The sequence below is a fragment of the Streptomyces sp. NPDC002870 genome, assembly GCF_042888505.1.
GTDB lineage: Bacteria > Actinomycetota > Actinomycetes > Streptomycetales > Streptomycetaceae > Streptomyces.
Genome location: NZ_JBIAPW010000018.1, coordinates 14,656 through 36,448 on the forward strand (window position 1 = coordinate 14,656; position 21,793 = coordinate 36,448).

Annotated in this window: 1 protein-coding gene; it reads left to right on the plus strand. The window is 70.9% G+C overall.

Annotation, left to right across the window (positions count from 1 at the left end; translation table 11 throughout):
- The first annotated feature begins 18 nt into the window (after positions 1 to 18).
- Positions 19 to 21,720, plus strand: coding sequence for a hypothetical protein (locus tag ACFYWY_RS22130; protein ID WP_389189279.1), 21,702 nt, complete (start codon positions 19 to 21; stop codon positions 21,718 to 21,720).
- Positions 21,721 to 21,793 lie beyond the last annotated feature (73 nt).

The following is a 21,793-nucleotide window of genomic DNA, read 5'->3' on the forward strand; positions in this document are numbered from 1 at the left end:
CCTGCGGGGCGGCCCTCGATGAGCATGATGGCATCGCCCGAGGTCAACGCGATGATCTTCATCCTCACCGGGGAGAAGCTCATCGACGCGGACGAGGACCTCGCCTACGAGAGCCGTCGGCCGTACTCCGGTCTGGGCCGCAAGCTCGACAGGATGTCGTCGCTGATCGAGAAGTCCATCCACGACATCGCCGAGGTCATGCCCGACGACCTCTCCAAGTCGTACGCCAAGGCGATGGGCATGCTCATCGACGACGGCGGCAAGAACTACCTGCGCGATTTCGCCGAACAACTCGACAAGATCGCCGAAGGCCGGCGCAAGACGTCCATGGACATCATGGAGTCCAAGTGGCAGGTCATCGCCGAGGTCATCCGGCTGCTCATCGAGATCGCCATCTACCTGGCGATGTCCTTCTTCACCGGTGGCGCCTCGGCCAGCCAGATCATGATGGCCAAGCTGCGCAGCCGGTTCATGATCCTCGCCACCCTCAGCCACCTGCTCCAGCGGCTGCACATCGCGCCCTCGCTGACCGAGGCGTTCGCGGAGGCGTTCACCACCTTCGCGGTGCGGCTGGCGATGATGAACTTCGCCCCCAACGGCCGCCGCCCCGACGGCTTCGACTGGAACGACATCCTCAAGTCGGCCGCGTTCGGCGCCGCCGCAGGCTTCCTCACCAGCATTTTCGACGACTTCGCGAAGAGCATCGTCAAGAGCTACGACAACAACTTCCTCAAGAACGGCCCGGACCTCAACTTCAAGAACAACCCCAACCTCAAGAACCCCCCGAACCTCGACTTCAAGAACAACGGCCCGAACCCCAAGCCGAACCCCGACCCCACCCCGAACCCCCACGACAACACCCCGAAGGACCGCCCGGACCCCAGCCCGTACGGGAACGGCCCCAACCTCACGAACAACACGCCGACCACCTTCCGGAACAACCCGCTCTCCTTCCGGAACAACACCAACCTGTGGCGCAACAACCAGATCCTGCGCAACAACGCCGACCGGCCGGGCGCGCTGGCCGGGCACTACGGGCTCAAGGGGACGGCCGACTTCCTCGCCGCCGGCTCCGGCGAGGCGCTCGCCGAAATCCTGATCAAGGGTGCCTTCGACGGCGACTGGTCCACCAGCTGGTCCACCTTCGTCGGCGCGGGCATCAGCAGCCAGGTGGAGGCCACGCTCACCGACACCGCCCTGAACAGCGGCGCCGAACTACGCCACGCCATTGACAAGTTGCGCATGCAGCCGCCGCCCACCGTCTCCGGAGGCAACAGCGACTCCGACACGCGGGACTCCGACGGGTCCACGCGCTCTCGCGACGGCGACGGCTCCGACCGTACCGGCGGTACCGACGGTCTCCCGCGTACGGACTCCTCGGGCGGCGCCGGCTCCACGCGCAACTCGCCTCCGCACGTCGCGCAACAGAACACCGGGCAGGGGGACTTCACCGGCAGCCAGTCGCCTCCGCCCCACTCCACCGAAGCCCCGCCGCCGTACATCACCCTGGACCCGCCGCCGTACTCCCCGGGCCCGCTGCCCGTGAGCGCCGCCGAGAACGAGCTGTGGCAGCAGGTCCACAACGGTCCCGCCGAGGTCCGCGAGCAGGCGCTGCGCGACCTCGCCGCCCTGCGCGGCTCCCAGCCGCCCGGCGGCACCGAGATCGGCGTCCGCGACAGCCTGCACGGCAACCTGTCACAGGTGCCCGAGGTCCGGGTCGTGCCCGCCGGGAACAGCCCCGCAGCGCAGGTCGACACCGACGAGATCCGCCGCGCCCTCGACAGCTTCGGCACGCCGGTCACGGTGGACTCCCCGATCACCACGGGCACGTTCGGCAACAGCTCCACGGGCAACTCCGCTCCCGGTCCCGCCGGGAACAACGCCGACCCGGTGGTGGACCTCGACACGGACGTGCAGGTCGACAACACCAACAGCGCCGACAACACCGTCGTCACCGGCGACCGGGACGGTGTCGCGTCCGAGGCATCGCCGGACAACTCGGTCGTGGGTTCCCCGGAGAGCACCGTCCAGAACTCTCCGGACGAGGTGGTCTCGCAGGACGACCGTACGACTCCGGTGCCGGGGCAGGGGGGCGGTCCCGTCGCCTCCAACAGCCCCACCACCTCCGCCGCGCCGGGCACGGGCACGAGCACCGGCTCAGGCACGGGCTCGAACACCGGCTCAGGCACGGGCGCCCGACCGGGTGGCGTACCCGCCGCCGGAGGCACCCAGATCCCCTCCGCCGCGCAGCCCCAGGGCACGCAGGGCACCCGTGACCCGGACGGCACGGCCCCGGCGGACGGCTCCCGGACCACGACCGACGACGCCTCGCAGAGCTCGCAGTCGCCGGAGACTGGTACTTCTTCGGAGACCCCCTCCTCGGAGACCTCCTCTCCTTCGGAGATCAGCCCGCCGCCGGAGATCAGCACGCCACCGGCGACCACACCCTCGCCGGAGGCCGTCAACTCGGGCGAGAGCGACAGGCCTTCGGGCTCCACCGAAAGCGACCCCACCCCGGCCCCCGACATCACCACCGCCCCGCCGAAGGTGGGCACCACCGGCTCGTACGCCGACACGGGCGATGTACGCGATGTCGGCGATGCACGTGACGTCGGCGGCCTGAGCGACGTGAAGGCCGGTCCTGCCCCAACCGGGGGCCTCTCGCCCAGCCAGTCACCGCCGTTGACGATCGTCGTCTCGGAGGTGCCGCCGCCGGGGGAGGGGACGCCGGAAGCGGCCGAGCTGTTGGACGGGGCCGGGGTCGACCGGGCTGTCGTGCTCGGGCCGTCGGTCACGCCGGACGGAGCGGGGCGTCCGGTACGCGCCGCCGTCGAGCTGACCCGCGAGGGCCCGGGTGCCCCGGTCCGGGTCCGCCCGCTCACCGGACCCCCGACTGCCGTGATGCCGGACGGCACTCCCGCCACCTCGGACGCCGCGTTCCCCGGCGCGGACGTGCTGCTGCCGCTCGCCGACGCCCTCGGACCGGCCCCTGCCACCACATCCGGCCCCGCCACGCAGAGCACCGCGACCACCGACAGCGACCCGGTCATCGCCCCGGCTACGCGCCCGAAGGTGGTCTCGGGCGCGACGTCTTTCGTGGATGGCAATGGAGCCGGCTCGGACTCCACGGCCACCAGCCTGCCCGCCGCGGCCAAGCTGGCCACTCTGTCCCGGCCTTGGACCGACACGGCCACCGACCTGTACCTGGAGTCGGGCAACAGCAACAGCAACAGCAACGGCGACAGCAACAACAACGGAGTCGGCGGACACGGCCCCGGCGGCGGTCGCGGGCCCGGGAACGGCGGCACCCCGCCCCCGCCGCCGCCCACCACGTCGGACAACTCCCCGGCGCCACCCCCTGTGGCGCTCCCCGTGGCGCCCCCGCCCACGGGGCGGATCGTCGTGCGGCCCGCGAACAGTGGCGCTACCGCCGACAACGGAAACGGTCCTGCACGGCCCTCGGGCGAGCCGCTCGTCACCACCCTGGACGGCCACACGGTGCCCGTCGCGCAGCTGCGGCGCTGGGTGCCGAACGCGACCGCCAAGCCTGAACCGGGGCGCGCCGTACAGACGTTGACCATCTCGCAGGGCCCGGCCGAGGACGGTACGGCGCACAGCGCGGGGCGTCGCGCGCTGCTGGGCCAGGACACCTTCCGCGGCGTGCGCACCACTTCCGCTCAACAAGCCCCGGGGACCGTCGCGGACTCGCCCGCCCGCCGTACCGTGTTCACCGGCCCGCCGACCGCGCTCCCCGGGTCGGGCACCGAGCGCGGCGCCGACTACTTCGCGGCGCACGGCACCTCCCGTACCGTCACTCTCGGTACCGAGGACGCGGCGCGACCCACCGTGAAGGTCAGCGGCGTACAGCTCGGCGAGGTGCTCAAGTCCTGGTCGCAGGACGGCGATCAGGACCGGCCACTGGTGCTGTTCTCCTGCGAGACCGGGCGGCAGCCGCAGGTGGCGGGCCTGCCGGTGGCACAGCACGTGGCGAACCGGACCGGGCGGCAGGTGTACGCGCCGACCACCGAGGTGGGCACCGCCCGGGACAGGGACGGCACCGTACGCGCGGTGCTCACCCAGGGCTCGGACGGGCCGGGAGGGTGGCGGCTCTTCACCCCTGAGCCCAGCGGTGTTGACCTGGACGATCTGGCGCGCGACGCCGGCCTGCACGCGGGCCCCGAACCGGCCGACGCCTTCGCCCGGGCCCGTACCCTCCAGCAGATCCGCACGCTGCGCGAGGCCCTCGGCCCGGATGCCGAACAGCGGCCGGAGAACAGGGAGTTGCTCGCCGGACTCGCCTTCGTGGACAACCTGCGCTGGCTCAGCCCGGACACCGCGGCCCGCTACGGCGACGGCCGGATGACCCCGGACCTGCTGCGCCGGATGGTCGTAGACCGGGGCGGTGCGAAGAGCGGCACCACCACCGATCCGGGCGCCGATCCCACGCTCGAGCAGTACACCGAATTCCTGCGCGCCGCAGCCGAGTTGCGTTCCACCGCAAGGCCCGACACCACGCTCGACGCCCTGCTGCCCCCGCCGCCGCCCGCGCTCTCGCCCACCACCCTCGTGTCGCCGGAGGACGTGCGCGGTCTCTCCTACGCGCCCTCCGCGCAGATCACCTGGTCGCTCTCCAGCACCCCGCTGCCACTGTCCGAACTGGGCCTGAGCTCCGAGGACACCGCCGAACTCGCCCGCCGCAGGCCCGACCTGGCGCCCGCGTCGAGCCGCCCGGAGAGCCTCGCCGAGGACATGACCCTTCTCAGCAAGGCCACGCCCGGCACGGCGGACACCGTGAACGCGGACGGCCTGTCCTTCCGGCGCCTGGACACCCCGGGCGGCGGAAACTGCCTCTTCCGGGCGGCGCTCGACAGTGCGCGCAGCCAGGCCGTACCACCCGCGTGGGCCGCACGGAACGTCGCCGGCCTGCGCCGTCTGCTGAGCGACCGGATCACCGAGTCCGAACTGGGCGACGCCGTGGCCCTGGCGATCCCGGACCCGGTGTTCTCCGTGGTGGACGACCTGCGGATGCGTGCCGTCGCCGGGGCGCAGGACCCGGCCGAGCGGAGCCGGATCACCCAGCTCTGGAACCGGATCGCGCAGGATGTCGTCACCGACGGCGACGCCGGCGAATGGCAGCGGATCCTCCGGGAGAGCGACTACCCGCACCTCGCGGACGTGGCGCCCACCCCCGCCGACGCGTGGCGGCTCGGCGCCAAGGAACTCGTCGGCGCGGCGGCCGAGCTCCCGGCACTGTGGGCTTCTCCCTTCGCCGACCAGCTCCCGGAAGCACTGGCACACACCCTCGACCTCGATCTGCGGCTCGTCCAGCCCGACCCGCGGTCGCCGGGGAGACACTTCGTCAACACCCTCAACCCGGGCGGCCAGGGCGGCGCCCTGCACCTGGCCTACAACGGCACTGACCACTACGACGCCCTGGTCCCGGCCTCGGCGCCGCTCACCCCCGTACCGGACCCGAACACCACCCCGGACCCGAACACGACCACCACACAGGATCCGGCCACCACTCAGGACCCGGCCATTCCTGACCCGGCCACCCCGGACCCGGACGGCTCAGACCCCTTCGGGGAGTGGCTGCGCAGCATGGGCGGGGTCACCGACCTCGACGGGCCCGACACCGAGGCCCCCGACCGGGGTGACCCGGTACCGCTGGAGACCCAGCTCGAACGGCATCGCCCGGCCCGGCTGCTGACCGGCCAGGACGCCCGGCCGCCGGGCCCGGTACCGACCACCGTCACCTTCGAGGACGGCAGCCGGCTGCCCACGATTCTGATCCATCCGGACGCCGGCCCGGGTGACGGCACCCCGGCCGGTCGGCCGGACGGCACCCCGCGCGGTCGCCCCAGCGGACTCTTCACCGGCCCCGGCAAGACGACCCTGCGCTCGCCCGAGCAGGTGGCCGAGGAGATCCTGAGCAAGCTGCCGAAGAAGCTGCGCGCCCAGTTCGACGAGGCGGAGCTGCTGCGCCTGCTGACCGAGCAGCCCGGCGCCTTCACCGCCCCGCGCGGCGCGCGCTTCGTGGGCCGGGAGAAGTCCGGCGTCGGCCACGAGATGACGGTCGAGGCCATCCCGTACCACCGCTGGGAGCGCTTCTCCGACGTGAACGGCGGCACCGTCCGGCTGGACACCATGCGACGCGGCCAGGCCGGTACGGGCGGCGGGCGCAGCGTCGGCTTCGGGCGCCGGATCGCCGGAGGGCTGAGCATGGGCCCGCCGCTCAACTGGCTGCTGAAGATCGGTGTTTCGCTGGGATGGACCCGCAGGACCGACTACGCCCAGGGCACCCAGGCGTACAACCAGTCCGAGTGGCGCGCCCACGAGGGCTCGCACCTGCACCTGGACGACGTCCACTACCGGGTGCGGGTGGACCGCGTCACCGAGGCACCGAAGACCACCGGCCCCGACAATTCGTCCGGCCGGGGCAGTACCCCGGGCAACCAGCCCAACTCGCCGCTGCCGAAACCCCATTGGCAGCGTACGCAAGTGCACTCCGCGGAGTTCGCGATGCGCGACGGGCTGAGCTGGCGGCTGCCGGACGACCTCACCGTGCCCTACAAGGGACCGCAGCGGGCACCGAAGACGCTCACCTTCCCGGACGGGGTCGAGCCGCGGATCACCGACACCACCGGGCTGCACCTGACGGATCCGCCGGAGGACATGGCGCTGGCCATCTCCGGGGCGCGGCCAGGGAGTTCGGCGCACCGCACCCTCGTCTCGTACGTTCGTCCGGGGCGGCTGCTCGCCCTGTTCGGCCGGTTCTCCGGGCCGGTCACCGGGCCCGAGCTGACCCGGGGCAGCGGACAGCACCCGCTGGGGCACCTGATCGTGGAGCGCTCGGTGCCGCACCGGGCCACGCTGGTCACCGAGTCGGTCAAGGCGGAGTTGCGCGACCTCACCCAGACCACCTACCAGAACGAGCGCGGCCACGTCCGTGACACCCGCCTGGGCATCCAGGTCACCGCCGGGCCGAACTACACCCTCGTCGGCGCGGAGACCGATGTGCGCCTCCAGGGCGGCCCGTTGGTCCGCGCGGACCTCAGCGCCGGGCGCGGCCACTACCTCGGCGTCGACGCGGCCCGGAAGACCACCGGCCGGGTCCGCAACCACCCGATCGCCCTGTACCGGGTGGAGCGCACCCTGATGGTGCGCAAGCCCGGCGAACCGCCGTCGGCCGCCCGCCGGGTCCGGGTGATCAGCCTGGACTGGATCTCCACCCAGGACGCCCGACGCCTCGCGGGCTGGGACAGCCGCACGCCCGGCCAGGCGGGCCCCAACCCGGACGCCGAGCCGCCGGTGCCGTGGTACCTCACCAGAGAGGACCCGGTCCACCTGAGCGGTCAGGTCCGCGCCGAGGGCTTCCGCCCCGTCCGCCCGCAGACCCAGGCGCAGTCGCAGCCCCAGGTGCAGACACAGGTCCAGGTACAGCCGCAGCCCCTGGGGCAGACCCAGCCCCAGACCCAATCTCAGGTACAGACCCAGCCCCAGACACAGAGCCAGCCGCAGGGGCAAAGCCAGAGTCAGCAGCAGCCGCCGGCTCAGCAGCCCGTCCCCCAGGACCCCATGCGGGTCTTCGCGGACGCCGTCCTGGACACGCTGCACCGCTCCTACCCGTCGCTGTTCGTCCCTCCGCTGATGCTGCGGCACCCGCGGCTCGCCAAGTTCTGGTACGGCGACGGGCGGATGCGGACGGCGCTGCACAACGACCGTCAGGTGCGCGAGGCGCTGAACCGGCCCAGCCTGGCGCAGAGCCTGGACGACCTGACCACCACCGGGGTGCCGGTCACCCTCACCGAGGACGGCAAGGTGCGCCGCGGCCACCACACGCTCATCCTCCGGGCACGCCTCGCAGACCGGCAGTTCGAGACCACCATGAGCGAGCGCTCGCTGCGCAACGCGGTGATCGGCACCGAGGTCTCGGGCCAGGGGCAGCAGGCGTCCCTCACCCTCTCCGGAGGTGTCGAGCTGGGCGTCTCGCCCCGCGACCACAACAAGGTGCCCGACGTCGGGCTGCCCCGTCAGGCCGGCAACGTGACAGTCGGGGTCCGTCACGCCAAGACCGACCAGAAGGCCACCAGGAACACGGTCGCGGTGGCCCACGACCAGCTGACGTTCCAGACCGGCGCCGACCTCTACAGCTACCAGGTGGAGCTGGGTGCCTCCTTCGAGGGCCACCGCCGCCCGCGCGGCTGGGCCCGGCTCGCCTCGGTCGGCCTGCTCGGCGCGGGCGTCTTCGTCAGCAAGGTCGAGGAACGGCCACTGTTCACCCGGGGCAACGAGACCGTGGGCCGGGTGGAGCTGGCCGTGCCCGCCGCGCACGGCTCCGACCGCCACGCCCCCGCCGACCCGCCGCCCACCGGGCCGGCACCGGCGACCGCGGCCGTACCGCAGCAGCTCTCCTCCACCGAGGCGGACCAACTCCTCGACGGCACCCGCCCGCTGCCCAGGACGGACTCGCCCGACCGGCAGCTCACCAAGAAACTGCTGAGCGTTCCGCACGTGGTGCTGAGCGCCGAGGGCGGCCCGCAGCGCCAGCAGCTCATGCAGGACACCGCTGACCGTGCCTCGGGCAGCTCCTGGCACGTCAGCGCACCCGGCGCCCCGGTGCGCACCGCGCTGCGCCGGGCGATGGCCAACCTCAGCGTGGCCGGGCAACTCGGCCAGTATCTGGGCCCGTTCGGTTCCCGCGTCGCCGGACTCAATGGCGCCGGACCGTTCCGTACCCATTACCTCAAGGCGGCGGTCCGCGGCGAACTGGGCAACTTCCGGGTCAAGAGCGATCCGAAGCCGGCCAGCCTCGAGGCCACCATCGGCAACGAGCACCGCGTCGCCGGCAGCACGAGCACCGTCTCCCGTACCACCGTCGGCCTCCAGGGTGCCGACATGCCGCTGCAGCAGGCCCCGGGCCGGTCGGCGGTGGTCGGCTCCTACTCGACCGCCCTGCAGTACGCCTGGGGCAAGGGCCGCAGCGTCTCGCAGACCCTCACCCGGGGACGCAACACCACCCTCACCTTCGCCGGGCGCATGTACCTGGTGGTCGCCGACGCCGCCGAGACCGTCGCGGTACGGGACCGCTGGACGGCCGCGATGGGCACGGTGGGCACCCGCGCCGGCGCCCGTATCAGCTCCGCGGCCGGTCGGCTCTCCGAGCGCCTCGGCGACAGTCTCGCCCCACGCCGGGCCGCCGCCGCGCTCCAGCGCATCCGTGACGCGGTGATGTTCCACCTCCCGATGCAGGACGTCATCGAGGCCGGGCTCGCCCGGGACGGCCTGGGCATCACCACCCCGCACAACCTCGGCGGCGGCTACCGGGTGCCCCCCTACCTGCGCAACCGCCGCTTCCCCACCCACCCCAGCGGCCAACTCGACGCCGGCCCTGCGGCACAGCAGCTGATGGGGCAGCTGGAGAAGATCGGGGTGCCCTCGCACGACCGGGAGCAGGTCCTCCAGCGGCTCTCCCCGGACTTCCTCCGCGGCCACCTGCACGAGCTGACGACCGACGGGATGAACCTGCCGGTCCGCTACCGCGCCTGGACCAGCCCGCACCACCTGCCGGTCGGCGGCAGCCCCGGACAGGTCCAGTTCAAGCTGACTCCGGTCACCACCACCGTGGACAGGCTGCGTACCGGCTACGAGCTGGAGGACTACCGCACCATCGCCCGCGACGACGCCGACGGCACCTCCCAGGACCGCGGCGCCGACGTGACGCTCAGCGCCGGTCAGCGCGCGGCGGAGAGCGGCATTCTCGTCGCCAACCCCTCGCTCCAGGGCACCGCGGCCAAGCAGCGGTCGAGCACCCGGACCCTGACCGCCGGCACCACCGCGATGCCGAACATCGCCACCACCCAGGCGCACGCCGAGATCGTCACCAGCTACGTCCTGACCGTCACCATGACGAACGCGACCGGTGATCCGCTCACCCCGGGCGTCAACACCCCGGTCGGAAGCCTCAATGAGATCCTCCCGGCGAATCTGCTGACCCCGGACGGCGACGGCGCCGACGGCGCGCTCACCGAGCAGGACGTGCCGGAACCCGAACGCGCGGTGAAGATGCTGACCGCCGCCCAGGCCCGCCCGGAGGGCATCGCCGCCTGGCGCACCTCCGCCGCCGGGGACGGCACTGGTGGCGCCGACCCGGACATCCTGCCCTTCGACGACCGGATCGGCTCCGGCATCCTCGCCGTGGACATCCGCGGCGCCGCCAACGTGCAGGACGCCCTGACCCTCGCCACCGCGCGCGCCGACGGCCTCGGCGACGGCGACCTCGGCAAACGGCACACAGGCAAGGTCCTCGACTCACGCGTGCGCATGGCCCGCCAGACCCCGCTCACCGGCCTCGGCACCGCCCCCGCCCAGGCCCAGCAGGAGGCCACCGCGCAGGGCGGTCTGACCGCCGGTTTCCGCGAGGCGCTCGGCGCGAACGGCTCACCGCTGCCCGCCCAGGCCTCCGCGCGCCTCTTCGGGCAGTACCACACCGCGGACTCCCGCCTCTACGCGAAGATGCACCGCCGCGGCGCCCGCCTGCTCGCTGTGGAGAACAAACCGCGCATGGAGGCCATGCAACGGGCGAAGACCTCCGACGCGCTGGAGGCCGGCATCACCGACAACGTCGAGGGCGCCGTGGGCACCGCGCCGATGGCGGGCAACAGCAACGCGGGTGTGACCAACCCGGGCGCCACGGTCCCGATCGGTGGCTCCAACGACGGCACCGTGCTCAAGGGCACCGCGGACACCACCCTCGGCACCCACCTCAAGGTCGTCACCGACCGGAGCATGCTCTTCGCGCTGCCGGTGAGCTGGCTGTCCGTGGCCGAGGCGGACCACCGCATCACCGACAGCCGCCCGCTGCACGCGCTCGGCAAGGCCAAGCGCGGGCCGCGCGCCGCCGAGGCCGAGACCACCGCCCTGGTCTGGCTGCGCGAGGACATCGCCCGCGACTACGGCCTCCTGGACGACACCACGTTCCCCGACGAGGTCCTCGCGGCCTGGGAGGACCTGTCCAAGGCGGCGGGCGACCTCGCCGCGGCCGAGAAGGGTTACTACGACGCACGGGCGCGGGCCCGTGAGACGTGGCTCGACCTGAGCCCGGCGGAACAGGCCGCGCTCGGCGACGACAACTCCGGTCCGCCGACCGATCTGCCGCAGGACATGGTCTGGTCCCCAGCCGTCGTCGCCTGGCAGGCCGCCCGCCAGGAGGTCCACCGGTGGGAGCAGCACACCGACGCCGCCGCCCGGGACCACCACCGGCTGCACCTGGCCGCCTCCCGCCTCACCGCGCACCACCAGGGTTCGGCCTCCGTCCCGGTGCCGGACCGGCCGCAGGAGTACGCCGAGCCGGGCTGGCGCTCCGAGGCACCCGAGCCGTACGTCATCACCGACGGGACGGACTCCGCCCCACGCACCCTCACCTCGCCGGACGGCGCCACGGTGCGCGAGGTGCACGACATGCCGCACGACGGCGCCTCGTTCTTCCACGCGCTGCTCGCTGCCGCCGAGGCCCGAGGCCGCCTGCCCCACCTGCTCGGCACCGACCTCGCCGACCGGTTCACGGGCGCCTCCGGCGACCCGGCGGTCACCGCGGAGGCCATCGGCACCGCCCGCGACCGCCTCGCCTGGGAGCTGGGCGAAGACGGCAACGAGGACCTGCTCGACGCCCTCGCCCTGGACGCCGAGGACACCTTCACGCAGGACGAACTCGACGCCGCGGGTGTGCAGTTGACTCCGGCGCAGCAGACCGAGTTCGATGCCTTCGGCCGACTCCCGCAGACCTACTGGCCGACCCCCGCGCAGCGGGTGGCGCTGGCCACCGCGGCCCTGTCCCGCCCGTTCGCGAGCGAGCCGCTGCAGGACGGCGGCACGGAGCGCCCGGACGGCGAACCGGCCCGGCCCGAGCGCCGCGCCGGGGATCACGGCGGAGCCGACCTGCTGCCCGCCCTCGCCGCCCGCGTCCTGGGCACCCCGCTCACCGTGGTGACCGGTGAGGGCCGCGACCAGCTCTTCCTCCCGCACGGCACCGATCCGGCCGCCGTCGACCCGGCCACCGATCCGGTCCTCTTCACCACCGACGGCTTCTTCCACGCCGCGCTTCCGCCCGGGACCTCGCCGCCGGTCACCACCCCGTTGCCGGCCCGGACGACCGGTACGACCGCGGCAACTGCGACGACCGCGACCGGTACCGGTGCGAACACCGGGACATCGGCCGAGGGGACCTCGGGTACCGACACCACGACGAGCCCCGGGTCGGAGTCGCGGTCCGCGCAGCCGCCCGCGCACCGCAGCCACACCACCCCGCCCTGGCTGCCGCCCGCCGACAGCAGCGGCCCGCGCTACCGCCTCGACCGCGACGGCGTCCTCACCGCACCCGACGGCGCCACCTACACCCAGGTCGCCCCCGCCGGCCGCGGCAACGGCTTTTTCGGCGCGCTCTCCACGGCCTTGCGACAGGCAGCGGAGCAGCCCGGACTGGACCGCCAGGAGGCGGCACGGCTGCGCAGGCGCGCCGGGGCGTCGCCCGCCCAGCTGATGCGTCTGAACGGTCTGCCCGCCGACTCGGCGGAACGCGACTCGCTCTTCGCACCCCCACCCCTGCGGACCCACCCCGGCGAGCCCGCGCCGAGCCAGGACGCCCGCGAGGGGCATCTGCGCCGCCACCTCGCCGAGGCCCCGTGGGGTCCCGGGGCCGACCGTGCGGTGGCCCGGTGGGCCGCCGCCGCGACCGGCACCACCGTCACCCTGATCGAGGAGAACGGAACCGCCCACACCTACCCCGGCCCGTCCGGCGACAGCGGTCCGCACCTTCGGCTCCGCCGCCGGGGCGGGGACTTCGTCCCCTTGAGCCTGCACACGCCTGCACCCACGCCGAAGGCTCCCGCGCCCAAGGACACGGAGTCGAAGGCACCGGAACCGAAAGGCTTGAAGGCGCCGGAGCCGAACGGCCCGGAGCAGAAGGCCCCGGTGCTGGAGGGTTCCGAGCTGAAGGGGACCGAGCTGAAGGGGCCCGCGGCACAGGTCACGACGTCCGTCGACACCGCTACGCCGGTCCCGCCCGTGCCGGATCCGGCCTCGCAGGACCCGGTCTCGCAGGACCCGACCCTGCAAGACCCGACCCCGCAGGACGCGCTCCTCCAGGACGCGGCCACCCTTCCGCTGCCCCCGTCACCGACGGGCAGCGACCTCCCGGGTCTCCTGGAGGAGGAGGCGTACGAGCTGAGCACGCTGTCCGGCACCGACGCGGGCTCCGACGCCCCCACGGACTCGGACACGGCGCCCGCCGCACCGGAGCCGGTCCTCCGTCCCTTCAAGTTGGGGAACTTCGAGTTCACCAACCTGAACCAGACGGAGAGGTACGTCGACAAGGCGGTCCGGATCATCGAGCTGCTCGACGAGCACAGCACCATCAAGAACTACGTCGGCGGCCGCCCTGTCCGGATCACCCTGCACCTGCGCACGACCGAGACCCCGGCCGACGTGCGTGACCTGGGCGACGACGGCGTCCAGATCAACCTCGCCAGTTACTACTTCGAGAAGTACGACATCGGCTACGTCATGGGAATGCTGGCCCACGAGATCGGCCTGCACCCCCTCGCCTCCCGCAACACGAAGATCCCCGAGGAGGAGGAGCTGTACCGGGGTCTGCCCCTGCCGGTGCCGGGACTGACGGACCTGAAGACGCCGCGCACCATGAACACCGAGGGGGCGGGCCAGGCCGACCACATCATGGCCGCCTACCCCCGTACCATCCGGCACGGCATCTACCGCGACATCGTCATAGAGATGGCCAAGGTGCTCGCGCAGCACGCGCGGGTCGGCGTGACGGGCGCCAAGTCCCAGGACGTCACCGACCTCTTCGACACCTACCTGATGGACCTCGCCTCCATCGCGGTCACCAGCGACTACCGGATGAACGCGGTCAAGGAGCCCAACTACACGGCAAGGGTCTACAACGCCTACAAGGAGATGCTCCGCGCCCAGTTGGCGGAGAACACCGCTCTTCGGAACCTCCTGCCGTCGAACAAGAGCCTGTTCGGCGTCGCACGGTCCTTCACTCAGCTCGCCACCAGCATCGCGACCAACAACCGCGGCGACAGCATCCAACAGCCCGTTGCTCCGGACCAGGCCGGGGGCAACACCGGCGAGGCACGCCCCAGACTTCCCGAGGCGGGCACCGGCCCCGCGCCGCAGACCGCGCCGTCCGCCACCTCGCCGACGCGCGGCCCTCGCGACAGCCGACCCCGGTTCGTGGTGCGTTCAGGCTTCGACGCCCGGCGGTTCTCGTACCAGGGCAAGCCGGTCACCGACCTCACCGTCCGCATTGCGATGCGGGGCACGGACGGCCAGGCCTCGAGCGTGTTCGACCAGCTCAACGCGGGCGTGAGCGAGTTCCTGAACGACCCGGACCACCGCCTGCCCAACGGCGACCGGCTGCACGTGACCGTCGAGCACGTCGATCCCACCGATGCGCCGCACCTGACCGTGAACCTGGCGGGCCGGGACCAGGCGATGAACCAGACCACCTGGTGGTCCGACGCCGCCCCGGTGCAGATGGTGCACGAGCTCACCCACCAGCTCGGCCTGCGCGACGAGTACCGGGACGCCGACTCCCCGCACCGCCCGCACATCCTCGGCAGTCTGCTGGGCGACCTCGATGGAGCTACCGAAGACGCCTCCCTCGCCCCCGCCGGCCTGCGCGACCGGCACATGGCCCTGCTCGGGGCGCTCATCGGCGACGTGACCCCAGCGCCTCAGCAGAACGGCGACCAGGCCGACCAGAGCTGGGCGGCGGCCCGGAGCGCCGCCGCTGCGGAAACCCGCGAGTCCATCTGGGTCGATCCGGTCTCCCTGCCCCGACCCGCCGACGGCCCGGCAGCCACCGAGGTTCCGGCTCACATGCAGCAGGACTCGGACACGGCGCCCGCCGCACCGGAGCCGGTCCTCCGTCCCTTCAAGTTGGGGAACTTCGAGTTCACCAACCTGAACCAGACGGAGAGGTACGTCGACAAGGCGGTCCGGATCATCGAGCTGCTCGACGAGCACAGCACCATCAAGAACTACGTCGGCGGCCGCCCTGTCCGGATCACCCTGCACCTGCGCACGACCGAGACCCCGGCCGACGTGCGTGACCTGGGCGACGACGGCGTCCAGATCAACCTCGCCAGTTACTACTTCGAGAAGTACGACATCGGCTACATCATGGGCATGCTGGCCCACGAGATCGGCCTGCACCCCCTCGCCTCCCGCAACACGAAGATCCCCGAGGAGGAGGAGCTGTACCGGGGCATGCCCCTGCTGGTACCGGGACTGGAGACCCTGAAGACGCCGCGCTTCATGAACACCGAAGGCGCCGGCCAGGAAGACCACGTCATGGCCGCCTTCCCCCACACCATCCGGCACGGCATCTACCGCGACATCGTCCTGGAAATGGCCGGGGTGCTCGCGCAGCACGCACGGGTCGGCGTGACGGGCGCCAAGGCAAAGGACGTCACCGACCTGATCGACACCTACCTGATGGACCTCGCCTCCATCGCGGTCACCAACGACCACCGGGCGAGGGCGATCAGGGACCCCAACTACACGGCAAGGGTCTACAACACCTACAAAGCCCAGCTGGCCGAGCACATCGCCCAGGACAGTCCCGTCCGCCCCTTGCTGCCCGCCGACAAGGGAAGGTTCGGCGTCCTCGGAGACTTCGCCCAGCTCGCCACCAGCGTCGGAACCAACAACCGCGGCGACAGCATCCAGCAACCCGTTGCTCCGGACCGGACCGGCGGCAACACCGGCGAGGCACGCCCCAGACTGCCCCAGGCCGACACCGACACCGACACCGGCACCGACCGCACGGCGACCACCGGCGTCCCGGCCCGTATGCCGCAGAACCCGAACACGACGCCCGCAGCACCGGAGCCGGTCCTCATCCCCTTCAAGTCCGGGAACTTCGAGTTCACCAACCTGAAGCACACGAACGAGGGGTACCGCGACAAGGCGGTCCGCATCATCGAGCTGCTCCGGAAGCACGACACGATCCGTGACTACGTCGGCGACCGCCCTGTCCGGATCACCCTGCACCTCCGTACGACGGAGACTCCGGCCGATGTGACGGACCGTGGTGATGCCGGTGTGGACATCAACCTCGCGAGCTACTACTTCGAGAAGTACGACATCGGTTACATCATGGGGATGCTGGCCCATGAGATCGGCCTGCACCCCTTGGCCTCGCGGAACACGAACATCCCCGACGAGGAGGGGATGTTCGCGGGGGTTCCGCTGACGGTTCCGGGGCTGACGGACCTGAAGACCCCGCGCACGATGAACACCGAGGGTGCGGGTCAGGCCGACCACATCATGGCCGCCTTTCCCAGCAGCACCAGGCACCGGATCTACCGCGACATCGTGCTGAAAATGGCCGGTGTCCTGGCGGAGGATGCGCGAACGGGGGAGGAGGGCGCCAAGGCCAAGGACGTCACGGACCTGATCGACACCTACCTCATGGACCTGGCCACGATCGCGCTCACCAACGACCGGCGTAAGGACGCGGCGTGGGAACCGCGTTATACGGCGAAGGTCTACAACGCCTACAAGGCGCAGTTCGCAGCGCAGTTGGCGCAGGACAGCCCGGTGCGGGGTCTGCTGCCGGCCGACAAGAGCTGGTACAACGTCACGAGCAACTTCCTGGGCCTGGGCAGCAGCGTCGCCTTCAACAACCAGGGCGACAGCATCCAGACCAGCACGCCGACGCCGAGCGGCAGCGACACGGGCGAGGCCCGCCCGCGGCTTCCGCAGGGCAGCACCGACACCGGGCTTCAGAGCGGGCCGTCCGACACATCGCGGCCGAGGGGGCCGCGTGACAGCCGGCCGCGGTTCGTTGTCCGGTCGGGCTTCGATGCGCGGCGGTTCACCTACGACGGTGATCCGGTCACCGACCTCACCGTCCGCATCGCGATACGCGGCACGGACGGGCAGGCCTCACGCGTGATCGACCAGCTCAAGTCAGGTGTCAGCGAATTCCTCAACGTTCCCGGTTACCGGCTGCCGAACGGTGACCTGCTGCACGTGTCCGTCGAGCTGGTTACGCCTTCGGGCTCGCCGCACCTGACCGTGGACCTGGCCAACCGGGATCAGACCATGGATCAGAACACCTGGTGGCCGGATGCCGATCCGGTGCAGATGGTGCATGAGCTGACGCACCAGCTCGGCCTGCGGGACGAGTACCGGGATGCCAACTCCCCGCACCGCCCGCACATTCCGGGGAGCCTGCTCGGTGACCTGAACGCGGACCCCGAAGACTCTTCGCTCGCCGTCGCAGGTCTGCGCGGCCGGCACCTGGCGCTGCTCAGTGCGCTGATTGGGGACGTGACTCCTCAGCCGCAGCAAAGCGCGAAGGAGGACAGCGAGCAGACCTGGGACGCGGTACGCACCGGCACCGACCCGGTCCTTCGCGAGGCGATCTGGGTGGATCCGGTCTCCCTGCCCCGACAGTCCACCGACGGCACGGCAGTCACCGAGGTCCCGGCCCGTATGCTGCAGGGTCCGAATGCGACACCTGCCACCGCTGCGGAGCCCGATTCGGGTCCCTTCGTGATGGAGAACTTCGAGTTCACGAATCTGAAGCGTTCGAATGAGCGGTACCGCGCGAAGGCGGTGCGGATCGTCGATGTGCTCAGGGATCACCCGACGATCAAGGCGTACGTGGGCGGCCGCCCTGTCCGGATCACTCTGCATGTGCGCACGACCGAGACGCCGGCCGACGTGCGTGACCTGGGCGAAGACGGGGTCCAGATCAACCTCGCCAGCTACTACTTCGAGAAGTACGACATCGGTTACATCATGGGGATGCTGGCCCACGAGATCGGCCTGCACCCGCTTGCCTCCCGGAACCGGGACATCCCCGACGAGGAGGAGATGTTCCAGGGTATTCCGCTGCCGGTTCCGGGGCTGGCCGACCTGAAGACGCCGCGCACGATGAACACCGACAACGCGGGTCAGGCCGACCACATCATGGCCGCATTCCCCAGCAGTACGAGACACGGGATCTACCGCGACATCGTGCTGAAGATGGCGGAGATGCTGGCCGAGTTCGCGCAGGCGCATGTGCCGGGAGCCAAGCCCCAGGACGTCACGGACCTGATCGACTGCTATCTGATGGACCTCGCGTCTATAGCGATCACCAGCGACTACCGGGTGAACGCGGCCAAGGAGCCTGGTAACACCGCGAAGGTCTACAACGCCTACAAGGCGCTCTTCGCTGCGCGTATGGCCGAGGACAGCCCCATCCGTGCTCTGCTGCCCGCCGACAAGGGGATGTTCGGCGTGGTGCGGGACTTCACCACACTGGCCGCAAGCGTCGCCACCAACAACCGCGGCGACAGCATTCAGCAACCCATGCCGACGGACGAGGCCCGCCCCCGACTCCCGCAAGCAACCGACAACAGTCAGCAGACCGAGGAGAGCATCCAGCAAGCCCCGCTCGCAACAACGCAGTTGAGGGGTCCGCGCGACAGCCGCCCCCGCTTCGTGGTGCGGTCGGGCTTCGACGCACGCCGCTTCTCCTACCAGGGCGAGCAGGTCACGGACCTCACCGTCCGGCTCGCGATACGGGGCCCGGAGGGTCTGACCACGCTCGTGGCCGATCAACTCGACTCAGGTGTACGGGAGTTCCTCAACAACCCCGCTTACCGATTGCCGAACGGCGACCGCCTCCACGTCACCGTCGAGCACGTCGCCCCCTCGGACTCCCCGCACCTCACCGTGGACCTGGCAGGCCGGGACCGAACCATGGACCAGAACACCTGGTGGGCGGACGCCGACCCGGTGCAGATGGTGCATGAGCTGACGCACCAGCTCGGTCTACGGGACGAGTACCGTGACGCCGACTCTCCGCACCGTCCGCACATCCCGGGCAGTCTCCTCGGCGACCTGAACGCGGACCCCGAGGACTTCTCGCTCGTTTCCTCGGGTCTGCGGGGTCGGCATCTGGCCCTGCTGGGTGCGCTGATCGGGGACGTGACCCCGCAGCCTGAGCCAAGCGGACAGGCCAGCGAGCAGAGTTGGGATGCGGCTCGCACAGCCACCGATCCGGTCCTCCGGAAGTCGGTGTGGGTGGACCCGGTTTCTCTGCCGCGGTCGGCTGACGACGGCACGGCAGTCATCGAGGTCCCGGCTCGCATGCCGCATGACCCGAACGCGACACCAGCCAACGCCGCCGCTGAACCGACCCTTACGCCCTTCAAGTCGGGGAACTTCGAGTTCACCAACCTGAAGCACACGGAGGAGAAGTACCGGGACAAGGCCGTCCGGATCATCGATGTGCTGCGGAAGCACGACACCATCCGCGAGTACATCGGCAATCGCCCCTGCCGTATCACCTTGCACGTGCGGACGACGGAGACCCCGGCCGACGTGACGGACCGTGGTGATGCCGGTGTGGACATCAACCTCGCGAGCTACTACTTCGAGAAGTACGACATCGGTTACATCATGGGGATGCTGGCCCATGAGATCGGCCTGCACCCTCTCGCGTCCCGCAACACAAACATCCCTGACGAGGAAGGCATGTTCGCAGGGATGCCGTTGACCGTTCCGGGGCTGGCCGACCTGAAGACCCCGCGGATGATGAACACCGAGGGTGCGGGTCAGGCCGACCACATCATGGCCGCGTTCCCCAGCAGTACCAGGCACCGCATCTACCGGGACATCGTGCTCGACATGGCCAAGGACCTGGCAGAGGACGCGCAGGGCGGCGAAGAGGGTGCCAAGCCCGCGGACGTAACGGACCTGATCGACACCTACCTCATGGACCTGGCCACGATCGCGCTGACCAATGACAAGCGTAAGGACGCGGCGTGGGAACCGCGTTATACGGCGAAGGTCTACAACGCCTACAAGGCGCAGTTCGCAGCGCAGTTGGCGCAGGACAGCCCGGTGCGGGGTCTGCTGCCGGCCGACAAGAGCTGGTACAACGTCACGAGCAACTTCCTGGGCCTGGGTAGCAGCGTCGCGTTCAACAACCAGGGCGACAGCATCCAGACCTCGACGTCGGCACAGGCCGGCAGTGACACCGGTGAAGCCCGTCCCCGGCTTCCGCAGAGGAGAACCGACACGGCGCCCCAGACCCAGACACCCGGCGCACCGCAGCCAAGAGGACCGCGTGACAACCGGCCCCGGTTCGTCGTGCGTTCCGGGTTCGACGCGCGGCGGTTCACCTACGACGGCGATGCGGTCACCGACCTGACCGTCCGCATCGCGATACGCGGCACGGACGGGCAGGCCTCACGCGTGTTCGGCCAACTCAACGCGGGCGTCAGCGAGTTCCTTAACAGGCCCGGCTACCGGCTGCCCAACGGTGACCTGCTGCACGTGACCGTCGAGGACGTCGACCCGGCCGACGCTCCTCACCTGACCGTGGACCTGGCGGGCCGGGACCGAACCATGGACCAGAACACCTGGTGGGCGGATGCCGACCCGGTGCAGATGGTGCATGAGCTGACGCACCAGCTCGGCCTGCGGGACGAGTACCGCGACGCCGACTCCCCGCACCGACCCCACGTCCCGGGCAGTCTCCTCGGCGGCCTCAACGCGGACCCCGAGGACTCCTCACTCGCCGTCGCCGGACTGAGGAGTCGGCACCTGGCTCTGCTGGGTGCGCTGATCGGGGACGTAACCCCGCAGCCGGAGGGAAGCGCGGAGGAGGACACCGAGCAGACCTGGGACGCGGTACGCACCGGCACCGATCCGGTCCTCCGCGAGTCCGTGTGGGTGGACCCGGTCTCCCTGCCCCGACCGTCCCACAGCGGCGCGGGAGTCACCGAAGTCACCGAGGTCCCGGCCCGTATGCCGCAGGACCCGAACGCGACCCCCACCGCCCCAGCAAGGGCCTACGTGCCGTTCTCGTCGGGGAACTTCGAGTTCACGAACCTGGCGCACACGAACGAGAGGTACCGCGACAAGGCGATCCGCATCATCGATCTGCTGCGGAAGCACGACACCATCAGGGAGTACATCGGCACCCGCCCCTGCCGCATCACCCTGCACCTGCGGACGACGGAGCCCCCGGCCGACGTGAGGGACCGTGACGATGACGGCGTGGACATCAACCTCGCCAGCTATTACTTCGAGAAGTACGACATCGGCTACATCATGGGCATGCTGGCCCACGAGATCGGCCTGCACCCGCTCGCCTCCCGCAACACGAACATCCCCGACGAGGAGGAGATGTTCCAGGGAGTCCCGCTGACCGTGCCGGGGCTGGCCGACCTCAGCACACCGCGCACCATGAACACCGAGGGCGCTGGTCAGGCCGACCACATCATGGCCGCCTTCCCCAGCAGCACAAGGCACCGGATCTACCGCGACATCGTCCTGGGAATGGCCAAGATCCTGGCGGAGGACGCGCAGGCCGGCGAGGAGGGTGCCAAGGCCCAGGACGTCACTGACCTGATCGACTGCTATCTGATGGACCTGGCCTCAATCGCCCTCACCAACGACCACCGGACGAACGCGGCGAAGGAGCCCAACTACACGGCGCGGGTCTACAACGCCTACAAAGACTTGTTCCAGGCCCAGTTGGCGGGAGCCACCGCGCTCCAGGCCCTTCAGGCCCTCCTGCCGTCCAACAAGAGCATGTTCGGCGTGATGAACGACTTCCGGCGCATCGCCACCCACGTCGCCATCGGCAACAGCGGCGACAGCATCCAGCAGGCCGGTACGACCTGAGGCGTGTGTGTCTCTGACGCACGCGCCTCCTGGCGCACGTTCGGGGCGGGGCGCACCGACACACAGTCCGCCC